Raw genomic sequence first — 21,714 nt, 5'->3', positions numbered from 1 at the left:
CTTGTCGGGCTTCGCTACTTACTGATGCAAGAGCCCGGTGATTTTGATCGACCGGCCCACCGTACTTTCCATTTTTGAGAGCCCCATTATGTCCGCCGAAAAATCCGTCATCCTGGTCGTAGAAGACGACGACATCGTGCGCATGCTGATCGTCGATGTCCTGGAGGAGCTGGAATTCAAGGTATTGGAGGCAGATGGATGCGAACAGGCGCTGGCGTTTCTCAACGATGAAGATCAATACATCGATCTGATGATGACCGACGTCGGCTTGCCAGTGATGGATGGCCGCGAACTCGCCACACAGGCACGCCTGGTTCGCCCGGAGCTGCCCATCCTGTTCGCCAGCGGCTATGCCGAGAGCATCGATGCGCCGGCGGGGATGCACGTAATCGGCAAGCCTTTCTCCATCGATCAGTTGCGCGACAAAGTCAGAAGCATTCTCGCGCAAGCCTGAGCGCTGCGGCCTCGGGAATCGTCAGCGCCTGTGGTTTAATTGCGCCCCGCTTTCTTCCCGCCCCGCCCCAAGGCCCGCTTTAAGGAATGTTTCTGCATGAGCCAAACCCGCGCAACCAAAGTCCTGGTCATTGGTTACGTCTGGCCCGAACCCGCTTCTTCGGCGGCCGGCGGGCATATGATGCAGATCCTCGATACCTTTTTGCAGCAAGGCTGGGACATCACGTTCAGCAGTCCGGCGCGCAGCGGCGAACATCGGGCCGACTTAACGGCGCTGGGCATTGCCGAAGTACCGATCGAGCTGAACAACAGCAATTTCGACACCTTCATCACCGAACTGGCCCCGGATGTCGTGATGTTCGACCGTTTCATGATGGAAGAGCAGTTCGGCTGGCGCGTTGAAAAGCATTGTCCCGACGCGGTGCGGGTGCTCGAGACATCGGACCTGCAAAGCCTGCGCGATGCCCGGCATCAGCGGCTCAAGCAGCGTTTGAAAGACAGTGATGACGCCAATGACTTCAGCGCACTGTTCGCACCGGCGTTGCGCGAAGAATTCGAATTCATGGCCGACACGGACCTGGCCAAACGGGAAATCGCGGCGATTTATCGGTGCGACTTGAACCTGATGATCTCCGAGGTGGAAATCGAGTTACTGGTCGAGCAGTTCAAACTGCCGCGCGACCTGTTGCACTGGTGCCCGCTGATGGTCGATTTGCCGAGTCAGGCGCCGGTGCCGTTCGACGAACGCGCGCACTTTCTGCATATCGGCAATTTCCGCCACGCGCCCAACTGGGACGCGGTGCTCTGGTTGAAAACCGCCATTTGGCCGCTTATCCGCCAGCAGTTACCGGGTGCTCAATTGCACATCTATGGCGCTTACACACCGCCCAAGGCGACTGCCCTGCACAACGCGGCCCAGGGTTTTCGGGTGATGAACTGGGCAGAAGATGCGCTGCAAGTCATGGCCGCCGCACGGGTGTGCATGGCGCCGCTGCGTTTCGGCGCGGGCATCAAAGGCAAAATCGTCGATGCGATGCTGTGCGGCACGCCCATTGTCACGACGCCGACAGGTGCCGAAGCGATGCATGGCGAGGAGCCATGGCCGGGCGCGGTGACCTGCACCGCACAGGCCTTCGCCGACGCTGCCGTGCAACTTCATCAGGACCCGCGTCAATGGCAGGAAGCTCAGGCCCATGGGCTGCAACTGCTCAGCAACCGTTACCAGCAAAATGTTCACGGTCCAGCATTGATCGCCCGGCTTGTGCATTGCTTGGAACATCTACCCGCGATCAGAAGGGATAACTTCACCGGCAGTATGCTGCGTCATCACCAACACAAAAGTACCCAATACATGGCGCAATGGATTGAAGCCAAGAATCGCACTCAGACCACGGCCTCGTAACCTGGCCCCTCTCTGTCAATGCGCAGTTAAGTCGCCAGGCACTGGCTTCGACGGCCCCGAAGCAGGCATGATCAGGGCGCGATAACAACAAAAGCGCACTGACATGACTCGAACCGCCCGCGTGACCGACCCTTCCTACGAATTGATGGACGACCACAACGGCTTGTCCATCATTTACCGCCAGCACGGCTTTCCCTGCCCCCTGGTGCGTTGGCATTTTCACAAGGAATACGAGCTGCACCTGATTATCGCCAGCTCTGGCAAGGTGTTTATTGGCGACTACATTGGCAATTTCTATCCGCAAACGCTGTTCCTGACCGGGCCCAACCTGCCCCACAACTGGATCAGCCAGGTCGCCGAGGATGAAGTGGTGCCCAAGCGCGACATGCTGGTCAACTTCACCGACGAGTTATTTGAGAGCGGCCATCATGTCTTTGCCGAACTCAAGTCCCTGGTGCCGTTACTGGAGCGCGCCCAATACGGCATCGAGTTTCGCTGCAAAAACACCATTCGCCAGGCCATGGCGTTGATGCAAAGCATCGCCGACAGCCAGGGAGTGACGCGGCTCGGGCATTTTTTCATTCTGCTGGAGCTGCTGGCCGGCACCGATGACTACCAGTTGCTGTCCGGCGCGACAACGCCGCAACTGGCGGACGAACACAACATCGATCGCACTAACCGCGCAGTGGATTACATCTTCGCCCACTACGCCCGCGAACTGCCGCTGGAGGAAGTCGCCGAGCACCTCGGCATGAAGCCGACCTATTTCAGTCGTGTGTTCAAACAGGCCACCGGGCGCTGCTTCATCGAATTCGTCAACCGGCTACGCATCAGCAAGTCCTGCGAATTGCTGGCCGACGGCGATAAACCGGTGACCGATGTGTGTTTCGAGTCGGGCTTCAATAACATTTCCAATTTCAATCGACGGTTCCAGCAATTGAAAGGCATGACGCCGTCGCACTATCGGCGGTTGGCGGTGCAGCGGTTGACTGAGCAAAACCTCGGGTAAAGAAAGATCAAAAGATCGCAGGCTTCGCCAGCTCCTACGGGGAACCGCATTCCAAATGTAGGAGCTGCCGAAGGCTGCGATCTTTTGCTTGAAAATCGCAAGCCCCACAGGAACCGCATTCCAAATGTAGGAGCTGCCGAAGGCTGCGATCTTTTGCAGCTCCCTCGCTTCAGTCCAGTGCAAAATAGTATCGATCACAGTGCGATGGATGATTTGTCTCATCCGCCATTGAAGGCTGTAATCGACGCACATGCTTCCTGCCCCGGAAGACACAAAAACAATAACTGTCCTTCTGCCCCCACCGGGTGCAGAAAAGGAGTGCTCGATGCAACCTTCGGTAAAAGCTCTGCTAGCCCTCACCTGCATGACCCTCAGCAGTGTCAGCCTTGGCGCTCAGACGCTGACCATCGCCACCGTCAACAACAGCGACATGATCCGCATGCAAAAGCTCTCGAAAACCTTCGAGGCCGAGCACCCGGACATCAAGCTCAATTGGGTGGTGCTGGAAGAAAACGTCCTGCGCCAACGCCTGACCACCGACATCGCCACTCAGGGCGGGCAGTTCGATGTGTTGACCATTGGCATGTACGAAGCCGCACTCTGGGGTGCCAAGGGCTGGCTGGAACCGATGAAGGATTTGCCCGCCACTTATGGCCTCGACGACGTGTTCCCTTCGGTGCGCGAAGGCTTGTCGGTCAAAGGTTCGCTGTACGCCCTGCCGTTTTACGCCGAAAGCTCCATCACCTATTACCGCACCGACCTGTTCAAGGACGCCGGGCTGACCATGCCGGAGCACCCGACCTGGGAACAGATCGGCGAATTCGCCAGCAAACTCACCGACAAAGATAAAGAACAATACGGCATCTGCCTGCGCGGCAAGGCCGGCTGGGGCGAGAACATGGCGCTGATCACCACGGTCGCCAATGCCTATGGCGCACGCTGGTTCGATGAGAAATGGCAGCCCGAATTCACCAGTCCCGAGTGGAAAAACGCGCTGAATTTCTACGTCGACACCATGAAAAAATCCGGCCCGCCGGGTGCGTCGAGTAACGGTTTCAATGAAAACCTGGCGCTGTTCAACAGCGGCAAGTGTGCGATCTGGGTGGATGCCAGCGTCGCCGGCTCGTTCGTCACCGACAAAACCCAGAGCAAGGTCAGCGAACACGTTGGCTTTACTTACGCGCCGCACCAGACCACCGATAAAGGCTCGGCCTGGCTCTATTCCTGGGCGCTGGCGATTCCGACCAGTTCCAAAGCCAAGGACGCGGCGAAGACCTTCAGCGTCTGGGCGACCTCCAGGGAATACGGTGCGCTGGTGGCGGAAAAGGACGGCATCGCCAACGTGCCGCCAGGCACTCGGGCCTCGACCTACAGCGCCGCGTACATGAGCGCCGCGCCGTTCGCCAAGGTCACGCTGGAGTCGCTGAAAAAGGCCGACCCGAGCAAGCCGACGCTCAAACCTGTGCCTTACATCGGCATTCAGTTGGTGACCATCCCCGAGTTCCAGGGCATTGGCACCCAGGTGGGCAAGTCGTTCTCGGCGGCGCTGATCGGCCAGACCACCGTCGACCAGGCCCTGGCGGCCGCGCAGCAAACCACCGAACGTGAAATGAAGCGCGCGGGTTATCCCAAGTAACCCGTAACTCAATGTGGGAACGAACCTGTGGCGAGGGAGCTTGCTCCCGCTGGGTTGCGTAGCGACCCCAAGATCTTTGCGACTGCTTCGCAGCCGAGCGGGAGCAAGCTCCCTCGCCACACAAGCTCGCTCCCACATTCTGATCCTCACAGGTCTGCATAAATCGGTTCAACGCCATGAATATTTCAACTGCCAAAACACACATGGACCTTGCCCAGCCCGCGCGTAAAAGTCGGCTGGCCAATCCCGGCTGGTTTCTTGTCAGCCCCTCGGTGGCGTTGTTGCTGCTGTGGATGATCGTGCCGCTGGGCATGACTGTTTACTTCTCGATGATCCGCTACAACCTGCTCAATCCAGGCGAAAACGAATTTGTCGGATTGGAGAATTTCACCTACTTCCTGACGGACTCAGGCTTCATGCCCGGCGCCACCAACACCTTGCTGCTGGTGGGCAGCGTGTTGCTGATCAGCGTAGTGCTCGGGGTGCTGATCAGCGCGCTGCTGGAGGCCAGTGAATTTCTCGGTCGCGGCATCGTGCGGGTGATGCTGATTTCGCCGTTCTTTATCATGCCCACCGTCGGTGCGCTGATCTGGAAGAACCTGATTTTCCATCCCGTCTCGGGGATTCTCGCCTACGTCTGGAAACTGTTCGGCGCACAGCCGGTGGACTGGCTCGCGCATTACCCGCTGCTGTCGATCATCATCATCGTGTCCTGGCAATGGCTGCCCTTCGCGATCCTGATCCTGATGACCGCCATGCAGTCCCTCGACCAGGAACAGAAAGAAGCCGCGCGCCTCGACGGTGCGGGGCCGATTGCGATTTTCTGGCACCTGACCCTGCCACACCTGGCACGGCCGATTGCAGTTGTCGTGATGATCGAAACCATCTTCCTGCTCTCGGTGTTCGCCGAAATCTTCACCACCACCAACGGCGGCCCCGGCTACGCCTCGACCAACCTCGCCTACCTGATCTACAACCAGGCGCTGGTGCAGTTCGACGTCGGCATGGCCTCCGCCGGAGGCTTGATTGCGGTGGTGATTGCCAACGTCGCGGCCATCGTGCTGGTGCGCATGATCGGCAAAAACCTGACAGACAAAGCCTGAGGTCCGCGCCATGACTCTTCAACAATCCCGCCGCCTGCAAAGCCTGCTGCTCGGCACTCTGGCCTGGGCCATCGCCATCCTGATTTTCTTTCCGATCTTCTGGATGGTGCTGACCAGTTTCAAAACCGAAATCGACGCCTTCGCCACGCCACCGCAGTTCATTTTCACGCCGACGCTGGAAAACTACCTGCACATCAACGAGCGCAGCGACTACTTCAGCTTCGCCTGGAACTCGGTGGTGATTTCGTTCAGCGCCACGGCCCTGAGCCTGCTGATCGCGGTGCCGGCGGCCTACTCGATGGCGTTCTACGAAACCCAACGCACCAAGGGCACGCTGCTGTGGATGCTCTCGACCAAGATGCTGCCGCCGGTGGGCGTGCTGATGCCGATCTACCTGCTGGCCAAGAGTTTCGGCCTGCTCGATACGCGCATCGCGCTGATCGTGATCTACACGCTGATCAATCTGCCGATCGTGGTCTGGATGGTTTACACCTACTTCAAGGACATCCCCAAAGACATCCTCGAGGCGGCGCGACTGGACGGCGCAACGCTGTGGCAGGAAATGGTCCGGGTGCTGCTGCCCATCGCCAAGGGCGGGCTGGCCTCCACCGTGTTGCTGTCGCTGATCCTGTGCTGGAACGAGGCGTTCTGGTCGTTGAACCTGACCTCGTCGAAAGCTGCACCGCTGACTGCGTTGATCGCTTCGTACTCAAGCCCTGAAGGGCTGTTCTGGGCCAAATTGTCAGCGGTGTCGACCCTGGCCTGCGCGCCGATCCTGATCTTCGGCTGGATCAGCCAGAAACAACTGGTGCGCGGTTTGTCGTTTGGTGCGGTGAAATGAATCGACCCCGGATCCCCGACCCGACACAAATCCCTGTGGGAGCGGGCTTGCCCGCGATGGACGTGAACGATGACGCGTACCGCATGATTGAACGCGTCGCCTGTGAATCCATCGCGAGCAAGCTCGCTCCTACAGTAGACCGCGCGGTTTAACGAATAAAAACGAACGGAGGCCCATCACCATGGCCAACCTGAAAATCAAGAATCTGCAAAAAGGCTTCGAAGGCTTTTCCATCATCAAAGGCATCGACCTGGAAGTGAACGACAAGGAATTCGTAGTCTTCGTCGGCCCGTCGGGCTGTGGCAAATCTACCCTGTTGCGCCTGATCGCCGGGCTCGAGGAAGTCAGCGGCGGCACTATCGAACTGGATGGCCGTGACATCACCGAAGTCAGCCCGGCCAAGCGTGACCTGGCGATGGTGTTCCAGACCTACGCCCTGTACCCGCACATGAGCGTGCGCAAAAACATGTCGTTTGCCCTGGATCTGGCCGGCGTACCGAAAGCTGAAGTCGAGAAGAAAGTCGGCGAAGCGGCGCGCATCCTGGAACTGGGGCCGATGCTGGAACGCAAACCGAAACAACTGTCCGGTGGCCAGCGGCAACGGGTCGCCATCGGCCGCGCCATTGTGCGCAACCCGAAAATTTTCCTGTTCGACGAACCGTTATCCAACCTCGACGCCGCCCTGCGTGTACAGATGCGTCTGGAACTACTGCGCCTGCACAAAGAACTGCAAGCCACCATGATTTACGTGACTCACGACCAGGTGGAAGCCATGACCATGGCCGACAAAGTGGTGGTATTGAATGGCGGCAAGATCGAGCAAGTCGGCTCGCCGCTGGACCTGTATCACCAGCCCGCCAACCTGTTCGTCGCCGGCTTTCTCGGCACGCCGAAAATGGGCTTCCTCAAGGGCAAGGTCACCCGCGTCGACAGCCAAAGTTGTGAAGTGGCGCTCGATGCCGGCACCCGCATCACATTACCGCTGAGCGGCGCCAACCTGAGCGTCGGCGGTGCGGTGACCCTGGGCATTCGACCGGAGCACCTGAACCTTGCGCAACCCGGCGACTGCACCTTGCAAGTCACCGCCGACGTCAGTGAACGCCTGGGCAGCGACACCTTCTGCCACGTCCTGACCTCGGCCGGTGAAGCGCTGACCCTGCGCGTTCGCGGCGATCTGGCCAGCCGCTACGGCGAAACCTTGGACCTGCACCTGGACGCCGGACACTGCCATTTATTCGATGCCGACGGCATGGCGCTGACCCGCCCGTTGCGCGCTGCGGCCTGACTTCAGAGAGCCTGTGATGAAACTCAATAAACCTAACCTGCACCACCTCGCCCCCGAGGTGGTCTTGCCCGCCTACGCCCTGAGCGACACGCGCCAAGGCATCGCGCACATTGGCGTCGGCGGCTTCCACCGCGCCCATCAGGCGTACTACACCGACGCGTTGATGAACACCGGCGAAGGTCTGGACTGGGCGATTTGCGGCGTCGGCCTGCGTGCCGAAGACCGCCGCGCCCGGGACGATCTGAAAGAACAGGATTACCTGTTCACCCTGTTCGAGCTCGGCGATACCGACGACACCGAAGTCCGGGTCATCGGCGCAATCCGTGACATGCTGCTGGCCGAGGATGGCGCGCAAGCGTTGATCGACAAACTGGCCAGCCCCGAGATCCGCATCGTCTCGCTGACCATCACCGAGGGCGGTTATTGCATCGACGACAGCACCGGCGAATTCATGGCCCACCTGCCGCAGATTCAGCACGACCTGGCGCACCCGGATGCGCCACAAACCGTGTTCGGCTTTCTCTGCGCGGCGCTGGCCAAACGCCGTGCGGCCGGCACGCCGGCGTTCACGCTGATGTCCTGCGATAACCTGCCGCACAACGGCGCGGTCACTCGCAAGGCGTTGCTGGCCTTCGCCGCGTTGCGTGATGCAGACCTGCATGACTGGATCGCCGACAACCTGAGTTTTCCCAACGCAATGGTCGACCGCATCACACCGATGACCAGCACCACGCATCGCCTGCAACTGGCCGACAAACATGCTGTGGACGACGCCTGGCCGGTGGTCTGCGAACCGTTTGTGCAGTGGGTGCTCGAAGACAAATTCGTCAACGGACGCCCGGCGTGGGAAAAGGTCGGCGTGCAGTTCACCGACGACGTCACGCCTTATGAAGAAATGAAAATCAAGCTGCTCAACGGCAGTCATCTGGCGCTGACCTATCTGGGGTTTTTGAAGGGGTATCGTTTCGTCCACGAGACCATGAATGACCCGCTGTTTGTGCGGTACATGCGGGCCTACATGGACCTTGACGTGACGCCGCAACTCTCGTCCGTGCCGGGGATCGACCTGACCGAGTACAAGCAAACGCTGGTGGAGCGCTTCTCCAATCAGGCGATTGCCGATCAGCTGGAGCGCGTGTGTTCGGACGGTTCGTCGAAGTTTCCCAAGTTCACTGTGCCGACGATCAATCGTTTAATTGCCGATGGCCAGGAGACCAAGCGTGCGGCGCTGGTGGTGGCGGCGTGGGCGGTGTATTTGAAAGGGGTGGATGAGAATGGCGTGACCTATTCGATTCCTGATCCGCGGGCGGCCTTCTGTCAGGCGCTGGTGGCGGATGATGTGCTGATCACCCAGCGCTTGCTGGAGGTGGAAGAGATCTTTGGCAAGGAAATCCCCCGCTCGGCGGAATTTGTCGCGGCGTTTGAGTGGTGTTGCAACAGCTTGCGCGAGGTGGGCGTGACGCGGACGCTGGAGCGGGTGCTGGCTTGAAAGTATGGCGATGAAACTACCACCGTCATCGCGGGCAAGCCCGCTCCCACAGGGACTAATGTCGTTCACAAATGTGTGTTCACCACAGCCCACTGTGGGAGCGGGCTTGCCCGCGATGGCGGACTGACAGCCGCCCGATAGGCTGAATGCGCATGATATCGACCTGACACACCAAGGACCTACAATGGCAAACCCACAACTATTTCTCGGCATCGACTGCGGCACCCAAGGCACCAAAGCCATTGTCCTTGATGCCGTCAGCGGAAAAGTCCTCGGCCAGGGCGCCGCCGCTCACACGCTGATCAGCGGCGCCGACGGCCGCCGTGAGCAGGACACCGCGCAATGGCTCGAAGCGTTCACGTCCGCCACCCGCCGTGCGTTGCGCGCCGCCAACGTCGATGGCCAGGCCATCCTCGGCGTCGGCGTTTCCGGTCAGCAACACGGCCTGGTCCTGCTCGACGATCAAGGCCAGGTTCTGCGCCCCGCCAAGCTCTGGTGCGACACCGAATCCACCCCGCAGAACGACCGCTTGCTTAGCCAGCTCTGCGGTGAAAAGGGTTCTCTCGAGCGCCTCGGTGTCGTCATCGCGCCGGGCTACACCCTGTCAAAGTTGCTCTGGACCAAAGAGCAGCACCCGGCGGTTTTTTCCAGGATCGCGCGCATCCTGCTGCCCCACGACTACCTCAACTTCTGGCTCACCGGGCGCAGTTGCAGCGAGTACGGCGACGCCTCGGGAACCGGATATTTCAATGTGCGCACTCGCCAGTGGGATATGCAGCTGCTGCGCGACATCGACCCCAGCGGGCGTTTGCAAGCCGCGTTGCCCGAGCTGATCGACGCCCATCAAGCGGTGGGCACAATACTGCCGGGCATCGCCGAGCATTTGGGCATCAACCCAAAAGCACTGGTGTCCAGCGGTGGCGGCGACAACATGATGGGCGCCATCGGCACCGGCAATATCCGGCCGGGCGCGATCACCATGAGCCTCGGTTCGTCGGGCACGGTTTACGCCTACGCCGACCTGCCAACCGTCAGCCCGGACCCTTCGGTTGCGACGTTCTGTTCTTCCAGCGGCGGCTGGTTGCCGCTGATCTGCACCATGAACCTGACCAACGCCACCGGGGTGATTCGCGATCTGTTCGCGCTGGATCTCGAACAATTCAACCGCCTCGTCGCGCAAGCACCCATCGGTGCCGACGGCGTGTGCATGCTGCCGTTTCTCAACGGCGAACGCGTGCCTGCCCTGCCCCACGCCACCGGCCGCCTGCTCGGCTTGACCATGACCAATCTGACGCAAGCCAACCTGTGCCGCGCCGTGGTCGAAGGCACCACCTTCGGATTGCGTTACGGGCTGGACCTGTTGCGCCAAAATGGCTTACAAAGCCGCAGTATCTGCCTGATCGGCGGCGGCTCGAAAAGCCCGGTGTGGCGGCAGATCGTCGCCGACATCATGAACACCAAGGTGATCTGTACCGAGCAAAGCGAAGCGGCCGCCCTTGGCGCGGCGATTCAGGCGGCGTGGTGCACATCCCGGGCGAACGGGCAGGAAGACAGTCTGGCGGACGTGTGCGAGCGTTGCGTGAAGCTCGATCCCGCCAGCGAAACCCTGCCGATCGCGGAAAACGTGGCGGCCTGTCAGCAGGCCTATGAACGCTATCAACAGCATGTCGCAACCCTTTAAAGAGCGAGCAGTTATGTACCTGGTGTGTGGCGAAGCGCTGTTCGATTTCTTCAGTGAAGAAGACGCCAGCGGCCTGGCTTCAAAAGTGAATTTCAAGGCGATTGCCGGCGGCTCGCCATTCAACGTCGCGGTCGGTTTGCGCCGCTTGGGCGTCGACTCGGCGCTGTTTGCGGGGTTGTCGACGGACTACCTCGGCCGGCGCTTGCAACAGGTGTTGGAGGAGGAAGGCGTGCGCGCGGACTACCTCGTCGACTTCGCCGCACCGACCACGCTGGCCATGGTCGCAGTGGGTGCCAACGGTTCGCCGCATTACAGCTTTCGTGGCGAAGGCTGCGCGGATCGGCAGTTAAAACATGAGCATCTGCCGGAATTGGGGCCTGAGGTGCGCGGCTTGCACATCGGCTCGTTCTCGCTCGTGGTGCAGCCGATTGCCGACTCGCTATTGACCTTGGTCCAGCGCGAAAGCGGCAAGCGCCTGATCAGCCTCGATCCGAACGTGCGGCTCAACCCGCAGCCGAACATCGACCTGTGGCGTTCGCGGGTGGCGACGCTGGTCGAGCTGGCCGATCTGATCAAAGTCAGCGATGAGGATTTGAGCCTGTTGTATCCGGAGCAGGACCCGCAGCGGGTAATCGAAGGCTGGCTGCAGCATCGCTGTCAGTTGGTATTTTTGACCCGGGGTGGCGAGGGGGCGACGGTGTTCAGCCGTCACCACGGTTCCTGGTCGGTGCCGGCTTGTGAGGTGAAAATGGCCGACACCGTGGGCGCTGGCGATACCTTTCAGGCCGCATTGATTACCTGGTTGACCGAGCACCAGCTGGATTCGGTGGGAGGTGTGCAATCGCTGCAACGCCAGCAGATCGACGGGATGTTGAAGTTCGCGGTGCGGGCTGCGGCGTTGACGTGCAGCAAGACCGGGCCGGATTTGCCGTATCGTCATCAGTTGGATCTTCGCTGAAGCTGATGGCCTCTTCGCGAGCAGGCTCGCTCCCACAGGGGGATGGCGCCGAACGCCAAGTCGGGGGCCGCTGAAGATCTACTGTGGGAGCGAGCCTGCTCGCGAAGGCATTCCGCCAGGCGGTTGATCCCCTTCACGACAGGCGGCATTCAGCCGGGTTAACCATCGCTTAACGCTGCGGTCCAAGACTTTACTGGACCGCACGCCCTCAGGTTTTTCTGACGCCCAGTGCGGCAGGTTCGACGCCCGTTACGTCGAGCTTACTTTCTGTCTGCACTGGAGATTACTCATGAACACACGCATTTTGCTGGTTACCGCCGCACTCGCCTGCACCGGTTTTGCCGGGCTAGCGCAGGCCAACGACACCGCCTCCTCTCAAGCCGTGCCTTATCACTACGGCATGCCGCTGCACGTGGCCAAGGTCATTTCGCTGAACGAACCCACAACAATGGAATGCAAAGTCATTACAGCGGACATGAAGTACATCGATACGTCAGGCAAACCCGCAGAGATTACCTATCGCAAACTGTCGGATGCGTGCAGTTATCAGAATTAATCGGTCGGAAGGAACGAACGCGGGTCTGGCGATTTTGCCAGACCCGAAGGAGATGACAGCAGGTTAAAGCGCTTGCCGGTCGGGATGTAGCGTCTGGATGCTGGCCCGATCCTGCATGTCAGAACGCAACGTGGCGATCAGGTCATTGATTTCCCGACATCCATTAAGCGACTTGGCATCGATCCCGGTCTTTAACAGATCCACTTGGTCGGTTTCCCCGTCCGAATACACCTTGACGGTCATTAACAGGTCCGGCGACAGCGTGCATTGACAACGTTTCGGCAGAAAACTGCTTTCTACGATGTTGCGGAGTTCCAAGGCAGAAAGAAACATGGCAACCCTCTCCTGAGTGTGAGATAGCCAACAACAATCAAATACTGACTCTGTAGACCGGTCAGCTTTAAGGAACAGCTACAGCATAAAACATGCCTCACATTCCGCCCTGCAGTTCATCGGTAAATCAATGGTTTAGCGATTTCGTCTAAAAATCGGGCCATGCAATATGCAAGAAAGCCATGCTTGACCGCTGCAAATTGCAATCCGGCGAGCCAGGATTTGCGGCGCAAGGCAGTAAAAATGCGGGCGGCTCATTCAGTATCCGCTGACTCTACGCCCACGCAAGAAGGCATCCTGGGTTCATTGACCCGCAGCACTACCGCCGGGCTGATTATTTCCGCTGTGGGAGCGAGCCTACTCGCACAGTGAGAAATTTGATGGGCGTGGCGTGGGTGTTTGGGTACACCTGCCACAATGCCTTCGCGAGCAGGCTCGCTCCCACCTTTGTACTGCGTTCGACCTGAAAGTCGAGGCCTGCGTATCACAGTGTGTACAACCCCGCCCTTGACACACCCCCGCCCTAAAACCCCGCGCCAGCGACACATCGCAGATACACCCGCTTGATGAACTGTGTCTGTCGATTGGCCACGCCGATCAAAGCACTCAACTCACTCAATGCACCGGAGTATCACCCATGTTCAAGCTCTCGACTTCTTCCCTGACCCTCGGCCTGATCATCGCTGGCGGCCTGGCCCTGTCCAACGCCGCCTCGGCCTCCGAATCCGAAGCGTTCAGCATGAAGCAACTGGCCCACGGCTACAGCCAGGCTCAAGCCGACACCGCGGAAAAACCGGCTGAAGGCAAATGTGGCGAAGGCAAGTGCGGCGCCGGCGAGTAACCCCTGCGCGGGGCCGCCCAGCCCCGCGGACCTGACTGAACGGAGATCACGTCCATGAACACTGCACTCTCGTCGGCCATGAAAGGCCTGCACCTGAACCTTGACCGCGCCGGCAGCTGGCTGGCCCCCCTCACCTTGCGGCTGTTCATCGCCTGGGAATTCTTCGAGTCCGGCCTGGAGAAATGGAACGGCGAAAACTGGTTTGCCGACATTCAGGAGCGCTTCCCGTTTCCGTTCGACCAGGTGCCGGCAACGCTGAACTGGGAACTGTCGATGTGGGCCGAATTGATCTGCGCCCTGGCTATCCTGGTCGGTCTGGGCACCCGTTTCAGCGCCATCGTGCTGATCGTGGTCACTGTGGTTGCGACCGCTGCCGTTCACTGGCCGGCCGATTGGTCTACATTGAGTGAGCTGGCTCAGGGTTACGCCATCACCAACAAAGGCCACGGCAATTTCAAACTGCCGCTGATCTACCTCGCTGCCCTGATGCCACTGTTGTTGGCCGGTGCCGGCAAGCTCAGCGTCGATGCGTTGCTGGCTCGATTCTTCTGGCGTCGCAACAATCGTTGAAATGTTATGGTGGCACGCTTCACTTTCCACCTCACTTGTGTAGACAGGAGCCACCATGAGCGTGACCACCCAATGGATCGAGATCGACAGCGCCGACGGTAAGTTCGGCGCTTACCTGGCGATTCCGCATACTCAGAAAGGACCGGGGATCGTACTGATCCAGGAGATCTTCGGCGTCAACGAACACATCCGCTCCGTCGCCGAGCAGTACGCCGCCGACGGCTACCTGGTGATTGCGCCGGACCTGTTCTGGCGCAGCGGCGCGCGCATCGAACTGAGCTACGACGAAGCCGGCTGGAAACGCGCCGTCGAGTTGATGAACGCCACCGACGTCGGCAAGGCGCAGAAAGACATCGAACTGGCCATCGACGCCCTCAAGGCCCAACCGGGTCTGGACGGCGGGATCGCTTCCATCGGCTACTGCTTCGGCGGCCTGCTCTCGTACCACACCGCCGCCAACGGCCTGGTGGATGTGGCCATCGCCTATTACGGCGGCGGCATCCAGAATCAACTGGACCGTGCCGATGAAATCCAGGTGCCGCTGCTGATGCACTTCGGTGAGCAGGACAGCCACATTCCACTGGAAGCCGTCGAGCAAATCGCCGAGCGGTTCGACACCAATGACAACGTCGAAATTGTTGTCTATCCGGAAGCGGAGCACGGTTTCAACTGCTCGCATCGCGACAGCTACAACCAGCGCGCAGCGGTCGAGGCCCATGGCAACACGCTGATCTTTCTGGGGATGGAACTCTAAGTCCCACCCGCTTCTCGCAGGAGCATGGCTTGCCGGTCATGGCGACTTCAAAGACGCCATCACCGGTAGCCGTCATCACGCCTCTTGCGCTTGACCAGCGACAGCCAACACTGGCTGAGCGACGCGCTCATGCACATGCCGATGCGCCGTGCGGTCGATGTTGAGGCTGAGAATTTCCGGACGGCTGTAGTGACCACGGCCATCCATCTGGCGTTTGCGGATTTCGATCTGGAACAAATCGATGTCGGCGATGACCTCGCCTTCGCCTTCAGTCAACGCGCCGACGACTTCGCCCTGCGGATCAATGATTGCGGTGTAGCAACCGCCGGAGATCGGACCGATCTCGCAACCGGTGTCGGCGATGATTTGCGCCTGTTGCTCCGGGTGCAGCCAGGCCGTCGAGTTCACCACAAAGCACGCCGATTCCAGCGCATGCATGCGGATGCTGACTTCCATCTGACGGGTGAACAACGGGCCGGCAAACGAGCCCGGGTACATCGACGCGTGAATCTGTTCGCCGTCCTCGATCAGGGCGTAGCGCGCCAGCGGATTGTAGTGTTCCCAGCACGCCAGTTGACCGATGCGGCCGACGGCGCTGTCGGTTGCGCGCAAGCCGGAACCGTCGCCCATGCCCCAGATCATCCGCTCGTGATACGTCGGCGAAATCTTGCGGCGTGCCTGAATCAGAGTGCCGTCGGCGTCGAACAATAATTGCGTGTTGTAGAGGGTGCTGCCATCGCGCTCGTTGACGCCGATGGACACCACCATGTTGGCGTCCTTCGCTGCCTGGCCAATGGCATCGGTGGTCATGGACGGCACGACGACCGCCTGGTCCAGCAGTTTGTAATGCTCGGCGCCCATTTTGAAAGGCGACTGCACAAAGGAAAAATAGGGGTAGTACGGCACGATGGTTTCAGGGAAAACCGCGAACTGCACGCCCTGTTCGCCGAGTTCGCGAATCTTGTTGACGACTTTTTCTACGGTGCCTTCGCGACTGTAGAGCACGGGGGCGATCTGCACGGCGGCGGCTTTGACGATGGTCATGGTGATGATCTCGTTCGGGGGAAGGGCTTGAACGAGATCCAGATTACGCTGATCATATTTTGTCTTGAATGTCGAATACACACCCTTTTAGGACATCACGCACGATTAGCCCGCTGAATCACCTGTGGCGGCTGCCCAAACGCCCGAATAAACGCCCGGCGCATACGCTCCCGGTCACCAAACCCGGTTTCCGTTGCAACCACGTCAATGGCGTGCCGACCGGTTTCCATCATTAGCCGGGCCGACTCCACGCGCAGGTTTTCGATGGCCTTGGCCGGCGACTGGCCGGTTTCCGCCTGAAACACCCGACTGAACTGCCGAGGGCTGAGATTGGCCGCATCGGCCAGCGCCTCGACGGACAGCGCAGATTTCAGGTTTTGTTTGGCGTAATTCAACGCGGCCTGGATGCGATCAGTCTTGGGCTCGAGTTCGAGCATCGCCGAAAACTGCGACTGCCCACCGGCGCGTCGGTGGTAAACCACCAATTGCCGGGCCACGCGCCGCGCCACTTCGGCGCCAAGGTCCTGTTCGACCAGCGCCAGCGCCAGGTCAACACACGCGCTCATCCCGGCGGCGGTCCAGAGGTTGCCGTCGTTGATGAAGATCCGGTCTTCTTCCACCTTCACTTTCGGGTACGCCCGCTGCAGCGCCGGGGCGTGACACCAGTGGGTGGTCGCCCGTCGGCCATCCAGCAAGCCGGCTTCCGCGAGTGCGATGGCGCCGGTGCAGATCGAGGCCAGGCGGCGGGTGGTCGGGGCGGCGTTGAGCAAGAATTGCACCATGCCCGGCGATACCGGGCGGATAAGGTTGTCGCCCATCACCAGCAAGGTGTCGAACGAGCGCTGATCGAACGCGGTGGTTTCCACGCCAAAACCGGCGGAGGTCGGCACCGTGCCGCCGTGCTCGGACAACAAACTGATGCTGTATACCGGTTCAGCGGCGGCCGCGTTGGCCAATTCGAACGTGGCGCACATGGCCAGGCCCAGCACCTGGAAACCGGGGTAAACGATGAGTCCGAGCTTGTGCACGACGACAGTCTCTCTTGACCTTAAAGGTGGCATGACGGGTTTCAGGTCAACACTGTACGCCGGCGGTAGCCACTGATGAAAGTCGGCGTCTACGCTACATCGCGTTTCCACCCCGGGGCTTATAGAAGAGAAACTTCTTCGTCTCGGTGGTCTTGATGTATTTCCTGGCCCAGTCGGGTTTGACGCTACGGTCGTGGAAATACATCGCGCCGTTGCTTCGGTCGTTGAGCTGCTTGTTCAGGGCCTTGCGCGCGATTTCTTTGGCGACCATGTACTCGGTCTCTTCCTGAACGCTGTCCGCGCGTCCGTCACACCACCAGGAAAACTGGCAGTTCTTGCTTTCCGAACCTTGCTTGACCACCGCGCAAACGGTGTCTGGGAAACCTTCATGGCCCAGACGATTCATCACCACACTGGCGACGGCTTCCATGTCCGCCGATGATTTGCCTTTGGCTTCCCAATAGATCGAGCGCGCCAGACAGGTGATTGCATCGTCCAGCGGCGCCGCGCCCGCCGGGTCGACGGCCTGCACTTCGGAGGTGGTAATCGCTTCGGATTTGGGCACCGGAACATCGGTGCCCTTCTCTGCGGCTTTATGTTCCAGTACTTCGGCCTTGTTTTCGGCCGTATGTTCTTTTTGTTCCTGTTCGGTCGCCACTGCCTGGCCGCCGAGTAACGTGAGTGCGAGGCAGGCTGCTAACCAGATTAATCCCATGATCGACCCTTCTGAGTGAACTGGATTCAAGCTTCATATGTCGACGCTGCACCGCGCCTTGCGGGCGACATGGCTTGATTGTAGTTGCCAGATTTCATTCCGACAGACGGCCAACACGCTGAATTTCGTCGCGAAAAGGCATTGCGCAAACGGGGGTGTCATCGCGCATGATGTGCGCAGTCAGATTAGGGAGATTTCCATGCGTGTCCTGCCATCCGTTTTGCGCCTTGCCACCTTGTCACTGGGCCTGTTGTTCGCCGCGAAAGCGCTCGCGGTCGACGAGAAACAATTGATCGACTCAATCAACGATTACCGCAGCCAGGTGCAGCGCTGCGCGGGCGAGGTCTCTTCGGAACTGCCGCCGCTGGCGGGCGATCCTCGGCTGGCGCTGTCCGCCACCAACGTCGGCAATCTGCAGCAAGCCATGGTGACCGCGGGTTACCCGATGAAAAATGTGCAGGCGATCAGCCTGTCCGGGCCGCGAGATGCGCCATCGGCGATGAAAGCGATTCAGGAGACTTTTTGCCAGATCGTGCTGGACCCGCAATTTGTCGACATCGGCGTCAGTCGCCAGGACCGTGAATGGCGCATCGTGCTGGCCCGTCCGCTGTTGAGTGCACGGCTGGGCGACTGGCAGGCGGAAGGCCAGAAACTGCTGGCCGAAATCAACGTCGCCCGCAGCCGGCCACAGCAGTGCGGCACGCAATCCTTTACCGCCACCACCCCGCTGACCTGGAACGCGACGCTGGCGACGGCGGCCGAGACCCATTCGCGGTCCATGGCCAACAACAACTACTTCGATCACAAGGAACGCGATGGCCGCACGCCAGGTGACCGCGCCGAACTGGCGGGTTACAGCGGGCCGCAAATCGGCGAAAACATTGCCGCCGGGCAAGACACCGTGCGCAAGGTGGTTGAAGGTTGGGTCGCCAGCCCCGGGCACTGCGCCAACCTGATGAACCCGCAGTACCAGGAGTTGGGCGCAGCGTATGCGGTTGATCCTAAGAGTGACTCGGGCATTTACTGGACGGCGATGTTCGGGACGCCGTAACCGGACGCGCAGGGAACGTCAGTGGCCCGCGACCCGGGCCACCGTCACACGACCCGTTCGACGGTATCCGCGGCGGCTTTCTTGCGGCTCTTGTTCCAGTGCAGTAACACCACTCGAACCACCTTGTTCCAGGCATAAGCCACCGCGATCCCACCGACAATCGCCACGATCACCCCGACCATCGGCTGGTCGACAATGCGCCGGGCGAGGGACTGAAACTGGAAATGCGTCAGGTAGATGTACAGCGTTGACGAAGCAATCAACGCCAGCCCCCGCGCCAACAGACCGGGCACCGGAACGGCCCTGATCCAGATCGCCGCGAGCACGGCGGGAATGGCGATATCAACGTACTGGCTGATGTCCACGCCGAGCGGCTGGGTGCCGTACATGAGAAGCAGGTCCTGCCCGCCCAGCACCACGACCGTGACCACACTGGCCACCCACTTGCGGGTCGTTGAGTGGGCGTAATGAATGGCCATGCCCAGGACCATGATTGCAAGAAAGTGCTGCGGCACCCGGCCATACAACGCATTGGCATCGAAGACATACGCATTGATCACCAGATCTGCCACTGCCAATCCACACGCGGCAATCACCAGGTTGCGAAACGGATTCGCCATCAGTGTTTTCCTGACGCGATCGAATGACAATGCAATCCCGATGATGGCAATCATCTGCAGCAGTACTTCGATATACCAATAGTTGAAATAGCCGACGTCACTTTCAGGAAACCAGTTTGAAACGAACAACAGGGTTTGCCAGTGAACACGATCGAAGACGATTTGCACCAGCAGCGCGTACAGCAAGGTGGGGACCGCGATAGTGGCAATGGATTTCAACAACGTATGCGCGCTGCCGCGCTCGGTGATGATCTGCAGTTGAAACCTGGCCAGGCTGATACCCGAAACGATGAACAACACCGTCGTCTCACCCGCAATCGGCCAAGCGGAAAAAAGTTGAAGGTGCCCGATCACAATCAGCAGGATCGACATCACCCGCAACAGCACCGGGACTTCCATCGCCCGCAGGGAAAAGAATGAAGAACTGGCTGCCTTGGTCCGCTCGCCAAGTTCGCGTACCGGTATCGTTTCCCATTGGTCGGGGAGCGGGCCAATCAACTGCTCCAGCACCATCGACGCCTGCACGAACGAGAGCGAATCACCGCCCAGTTCCACAAATGACAAATTGGCATCGATGTGCGGGACTTCGAGTATCTCAGCCCACGCGGCGGCCAGTTTATGGGCGGCAGGTGACAGGTCCTGGCGCGAGGTTGAAGCCGTCGACTCGAGGTTGATCGGGGGCAGCGCACGCTTGTCGATCTTGCCGTTTGGCGTGAGCGGGATGGCGTCCAGAAACAGGAACAATGCCGGCACCATGTAGTCCGGAAGTTCGCGACTGACCTGTTCACGCAATTCAAGCGATGAAACGGGACTTGCTGAAACGCAATACGCAACCAGCCTCACCGGCGCACTGTCGTTGACGGCCGAGACGACGCACTGTTTGATCCGCGGATGCCGCGATACCGCCACTTCGATTTCGCTTAATTCGATTCGGTGCCCACGGATCTTGACCTGACTGTCGCCCCGCCCCAGAAACAGGACACTGCCATCTGACAGGTAAGTGCCAAGGTCTCCAGTTTTATAACAAAGGTCACCCGCACTATTCGTAAACGGGTTCACAACGAATTTTTCGCTGGTTTGCGCGGTGTCATGCCAGTAACCCAGCGACAAGTAAGGGCTGCGTATCAGAATCTCGCCGACATCGCCCTCGCCCACCAACTCGCTCGCGTCATTCACCACCAGCAATTGTGCCCCTTCAACACCTTTGCCGAGTGGAATCCGCGCATTGTTGGCATCAGGGTCGACTTGATGGAACGCCATGGCCTGGGGAGTTTCGGTGGTGCCGTAGAAATTCACGCTGATGGCGTTGGGCGCGATGACGCGTATCTGCTCGTACAGCGTGCTGCTGAGTGCATCTCCACCCCAGAACAGATAGCGCAGGGCATTCAATGGCCGTCCGTTGAGTTTTGCCCCGGTTTCAATCAGCTTGCCCAAGGGCGGGGTCAGGTGGATGACGGAAATGGCACTTTCATGGATCCACTTCGCCAGCGCCGCAGGATCGATGACCAGTGACTGGGCGGGAATGCAGACGGTCGCGCCAATCGACAGCGGCGTGAATACATCCCGGTAGACCGGGTCATGGCCAAGACCGGACAGCAGGGAAAAGCGCTCCTCGCGGGTAAAAGAATGTCGTCGGACATGCCACTCGATGAAGTGAACCAACGGCGCGTGATTCGTCACAATCCCTTTCGGTTCGCCGGTGCTGCCCGACGTGAAGGTGACATAGGCCGGGGCGCGCGGGTCGACTGGCGGCGGACCCTTTTGAGCGACGGGAAATTCCTGCAGCACGGCGGCGGGGATTTCCGGGATTCGCACGACGTGTGTTGAGTCAAGGTGCTCTGGATCGGGACCGACAGCGGCTTCACCGCACAGCAACACGTAAGAAGGCTGCAATGCCCGAATGATTTGAGCGACGCGCGCCGGTGGATAGGCGACGTCGGCCACCGTGAACATCAGCCCGGCGCGCAACGCGCCGAGCATGGCGTAGACCAACCCCGCACAACGCCCCGACACGATGACAACCCGGTCGGAGGAAGTGGCACCCTGTCCGATCAGGAAAGCAGCAATTGCCTGACTGACCTGTTCAAGCTGACCGTAACTGCACGTCGCGTCTGGCGAGATCACCGCGATTGCATCAGGCGATTGCCCCGCGTGCTGCAGGAAATCCGTGAAAATCGGACGTTGCGCAGCGTATTCCAGGTCGAGCGTCGGGTCCGGGCGAGGGTCCTGCATGTTGTTTTAGGCTCCGCATGATCCATACGTGGTTCGTCGAGCCCCTAAAATCCTCAGTGAGACGGCGCGGAATTTATCGGTAGCCAGGCAAAAACATGCAGCGTAGTTCTACT

At 59.8% G+C, this 21,714-nt stretch carries 20 protein-coding genes; 15 read left to right on the top strand and 5 right to left on the bottom strand.

Annotated features, from left to right (window positions below; all coding sequences use genetic code 11):
- Positions 1–88: 88 nt before the first annotated feature.
- From F8N62_RS17565 to F8N62_RS17515, 11 genes are all read left to right on the top strand, one after another.
- Positions 89–454 carry a response regulator gene (locus F8N62_RS17565; RefSeq protein WP_150711992.1) on the top strand — a complete coding sequence of 122 codons (366 nt, stop codon included), beginning with the start codon at positions 89–91 and terminating at the stop codon, positions 452–454.
- A gap of 96 nt (positions 455–550) precedes the next feature.
- On the top strand, positions 551–1,855 hold the full coding sequence (locus tag F8N62_RS17560) for a glycosyltransferase (RefSeq protein ID WP_150711856.1): 1,305 nt from the start codon (positions 551–553) through the stop codon (positions 1,853–1,855).
- 103 nt (positions 1,856–1,958) lie between these two features.
- Positions 1,959–2,864, top strand: coding sequence for an AraC family transcriptional regulator (locus tag F8N62_RS17555; RefSeq protein ID WP_150711855.1), 906 nt, complete (start codon positions 1,959–1,961; stop codon positions 2,862–2,864).
- A 325-nt stretch (positions 2,865–3,189) separates the two neighbouring features.
- On the top strand, positions 3,190–4,500 hold the full coding sequence (locus tag F8N62_RS17550; protein WP_150711854.1) for an ABC transporter substrate-binding protein: 1,311 nt from the start codon (positions 3,190–3,192) through the stop codon (positions 4,498–4,500).
- A gap of 176 nt (positions 4,501–4,676) precedes the next feature.
- Positions 4,677–5,603: a carbohydrate ABC transporter permease gene (locus F8N62_RS17545; RefSeq protein ID WP_150711853.1), complete on the top strand. Its 927-nt coding sequence runs from the start codon at positions 4,677–4,679 to the stop codon at positions 5,601–5,603.
- 10 nt (positions 5,604–5,613) lie between these two features.
- On the top strand, positions 5,614–6,444 hold the full coding sequence (locus tag F8N62_RS17540; protein WP_150711852.1) for a carbohydrate ABC transporter permease: 831 nt from the start codon (positions 5,614–5,616) through the stop codon (positions 6,442–6,444).
- Between the two features lie 181 nt (positions 6,445–6,625).
- Positions 6,626–7,729 carry an ABC transporter ATP-binding protein gene (locus tag F8N62_RS17535; protein WP_150711851.1) on the top strand — a complete coding sequence of 368 codons (1,104 nt, stop codon included), beginning with the start codon at positions 6,626–6,628 and terminating at the stop codon, positions 7,727–7,729.
- A 16-nt stretch (positions 7,730–7,745) separates the two neighbouring features.
- Entirely contained in the window at positions 7,746–9,218 is a 1,473-nt protein-coding gene (locus F8N62_RS17530; protein WP_150711850.1) for a mannitol dehydrogenase family protein, read from the top strand.
- Positions 9,219–9,402: 184 nt separating this feature from the next.
- Positions 9,403–10,899, top strand: coding sequence for a xylulokinase (gene xylB / locus F8N62_RS17525; RefSeq protein WP_150711849.1), 1,497 nt, complete (start codon positions 9,403–9,405; stop codon positions 10,897–10,899).
- Positions 10,900–10,912: 13 nt separating this feature from the next.
- On the top strand, positions 10,913–11,857 hold the full coding sequence (locus tag F8N62_RS17520; protein ID WP_150711848.1) for a carbohydrate kinase family protein: 945 nt from the start codon (positions 10,913–10,915) through the stop codon (positions 11,855–11,857).
- 289 nt (positions 11,858–12,146) lie between these two features.
- On the top strand, positions 12,147–12,413 hold the full coding sequence (locus F8N62_RS17515) for a DUF2790 domain-containing protein (RefSeq protein ID WP_150711847.1): 267 nt from the start codon (positions 12,147–12,149) through the stop codon (positions 12,411–12,413).
- Positions 12,414–12,476: 63 nt separating this feature from the next.
- On the opposite strand, the gene F8N62_RS17510 is transcribed toward F8N62_RS17515, so the two are convergent.
- A complete protein-coding gene (locus F8N62_RS17510; RefSeq protein ID WP_150711846.1) occupies positions 12,477–12,746 on the bottom strand; it encodes a DUF1652 domain-containing protein in 270 nt (89 codons plus the stop codon).
- A gap of 637 nt (positions 12,747–13,383) precedes the next feature.
- Here F8N62_RS17510 and F8N62_RS17505 point away from each other — a divergent pair.
- The 3 genes from F8N62_RS17505 to F8N62_RS17495 are packed head-to-tail and all read left to right on the top strand — an operon-like array spanning position 13,384 to position 14,911.
- Complete coding sequence (locus tag F8N62_RS17505) at positions 13,384–13,587, top strand: hypothetical protein (RefSeq protein ID WP_077750139.1); 204 nt, start codon at positions 13,384–13,386, stop codon at positions 13,585–13,587.
- 54 nt (positions 13,588–13,641) lie between these two features.
- Positions 13,642–14,157 (top strand): DoxX family protein, encoded by a 516-nt coding sequence (locus F8N62_RS17500; protein WP_150711845.1) that lies wholly within the window; start codon positions 13,642–13,644, stop codon positions 14,155–14,157.
- A gap of 55 nt (positions 14,158–14,212) precedes the next feature.
- The gene (locus F8N62_RS17495) at positions 14,213–14,911 is read left to right on the top strand and encodes a dienelactone hydrolase family protein (protein ID WP_150711844.1); all 699 of its coding nucleotides are present in this window, start codon (positions 14,213–14,215) and stop codon (positions 14,909–14,911) included.
- Positions 14,912–14,986: 75 nt separating this feature from the next.
- On the opposite strand, the gene F8N62_RS17490 is transcribed toward F8N62_RS17495, so the two are convergent.
- The 3 genes from F8N62_RS17490 to F8N62_RS17480 all read right to left on the bottom strand — a co-directional run bounded on the left by F8N62_RS17490 (position 14,987) and on the right by F8N62_RS17480 (position 17,698).
- Entirely contained in the window at positions 14,987–15,955 is a 969-nt protein-coding gene (locus F8N62_RS17490) for a nitrilase-related carbon-nitrogen hydrolase (protein ID WP_150711843.1), read from the bottom strand.
- A 95-nt stretch (positions 15,956–16,050) separates the two neighbouring features.
- Positions 16,051–16,983: a GlxA family transcriptional regulator gene (locus F8N62_RS17485; protein ID WP_150711842.1), complete on the bottom strand. Its 933-nt coding sequence runs from the start codon at positions 16,981–16,983 to the stop codon at positions 16,051–16,053.
- Positions 16,984–17,077: 94 nt separating this feature from the next.
- Complete coding sequence (locus F8N62_RS17480) at positions 17,078–17,698, bottom strand: cell wall hydrolase (protein ID WP_150711841.1); 621 nt, start codon at positions 17,696–17,698, stop codon at positions 17,078–17,080.
- Between the two features lie 199 nt (positions 17,699–17,897).
- Here F8N62_RS17480 and F8N62_RS17475 point away from each other — a divergent pair, with 199 nt between their 5' ends.
- Positions 17,898–18,749, top strand: a complete 852-nt coding sequence (locus tag F8N62_RS17475) for a CAP domain-containing protein (protein ID WP_150711840.1) — start codon at positions 17,898–17,900, stop codon at positions 18,747–18,749.
- Between the two features lie 44 nt (positions 18,750–18,793).
- On the opposite strand, the gene F8N62_RS17470 is transcribed toward F8N62_RS17475, so the two are convergent.
- Positions 18,794–21,601: an amino acid adenylation domain-containing protein gene (locus F8N62_RS17470; RefSeq protein ID WP_150711839.1), complete on the bottom strand. Its 2,808-nt coding sequence runs from the start codon at positions 21,599–21,601 to the stop codon at positions 18,794–18,796.
- Between the last annotated feature and the right edge of the window lie 113 nt (positions 21,602–21,714).

Origin of the sequence: Pseudomonas fluorescens (genome assembly GCF_902497785.1) — a bacterium.
In the GTDB taxonomy this organism is placed as follows: domain Bacteria; phylum Pseudomonadota; class Gammaproteobacteria; order Pseudomonadales; family Pseudomonadaceae; genus Aquipseudomonas; species Aquipseudomonas fluorescens_BO.
The sequence above is the reverse complement of the archived record's forward strand: the minus strand, read 5'-3'. Positions and strand labels throughout refer to the sequence as shown.

What these genes read in the sequence shown, in the direction of transcription:
- F8N62_RS17480 (WP_150711841.1), bottom strand. Translation starts at nt 17,698, where the DNA reads ATGGGATTAATCTGGTTAGCAGCCTGCCTCGCACTCACGTTACTCGGC.
- F8N62_RS17550 (WP_150711854.1), top strand. Translation starts at nt 3,190, where the DNA reads ATGCAACCTTCGGTAAAAGCTCTGCTAGCCCTCACCTGCATGACCCTC.
- F8N62_RS17530 (WP_150711850.1), top strand. Translation starts at nt 7,746, where the DNA reads ATGAAACTCAATAAACCTAACCTGCACCACCTCGCCCCCGAGGTGGTC.
- F8N62_RS17510 (WP_150711846.1), bottom strand. Translation starts at nt 12,746, where the DNA reads ATGTTTCTTTCTGCCTTGGAACTCCGCAACATCGTAGAAAGCAGTTTT.
- F8N62_RS17540 (WP_150711852.1), top strand. Translation starts at nt 5,614, where the DNA reads ATGACTCTTCAACAATCCCGCCGCCTGCAAAGCCTGCTGCTCGGCACT.
- F8N62_RS17470 (WP_150711839.1), bottom strand. Translation starts at nt 21,601, where the DNA reads ATGCAGGACCCTCGCCCGGACCCGACGCTCGACCTGGAATACGCTGCG.
- F8N62_RS17555 (WP_150711855.1), top strand. Translation starts at nt 1,959, where the DNA reads ATGACTCGAACCGCCCGCGTGACCGACCCTTCCTACGAATTGATGGAC.
- F8N62_RS17515 (WP_150711847.1), top strand. Translation starts at nt 12,147, where the DNA reads ATGAACACACGCATTTTGCTGGTTACCGCCGCACTCGCCTGCACCGGT.
- F8N62_RS17505 (WP_077750139.1), top strand. Translation starts at nt 13,384, where the DNA reads ATGTTCAAGCTCTCGACTTCTTCCCTGACCCTCGGCCTGATCATCGCT.
- F8N62_RS17535 (WP_150711851.1), top strand. Translation starts at nt 6,626, where the DNA reads ATGGCCAACCTGAAAATCAAGAATCTGCAAAAAGGCTTCGAAGGCTTT.
- F8N62_RS17565 (WP_150711992.1), top strand. Translation starts at nt 89, where the DNA reads ATGTCCGCCGAAAAATCCGTCATCCTGGTCGTAGAAGACGACGACATC.
- F8N62_RS17520 (WP_150711848.1), top strand. Translation starts at nt 10,913, where the DNA reads ATGTACCTGGTGTGTGGCGAAGCGCTGTTCGATTTCTTCAGTGAAGAA.
- F8N62_RS17545 (WP_150711853.1), top strand. Translation starts at nt 4,677, where the DNA reads ATGAATATTTCAACTGCCAAAACACACATGGACCTTGCCCAGCCCGCG.
- xylB (WP_150711849.1), top strand. Translation starts at nt 9,403, where the DNA reads ATGGCAAACCCACAACTATTTCTCGGCATCGACTGCGGCACCCAAGGC.
- F8N62_RS17500 (WP_150711845.1), top strand. Translation starts at nt 13,642, where the DNA reads ATGAACACTGCACTCTCGTCGGCCATGAAAGGCCTGCACCTGAACCTT.
- F8N62_RS17490 (WP_150711843.1), bottom strand. Translation starts at nt 15,955, where the DNA reads ATGACCATCGTCAAAGCCGCCGCCGTGCAGATCGCCCCCGTGCTCTAC.
- F8N62_RS17495 (WP_150711844.1), top strand. Translation starts at nt 14,213, where the DNA reads ATGAGCGTGACCACCCAATGGATCGAGATCGACAGCGCCGACGGTAAG.
- F8N62_RS17560 (WP_150711856.1), top strand. Translation starts at nt 551, where the DNA reads ATGAGCCAAACCCGCGCAACCAAAGTCCTGGTCATTGGTTACGTCTGG.
- F8N62_RS17475 (WP_150711840.1), top strand. Translation starts at nt 17,898, where the DNA reads ATGCGTGTCCTGCCATCCGTTTTGCGCCTTGCCACCTTGTCACTGGGC.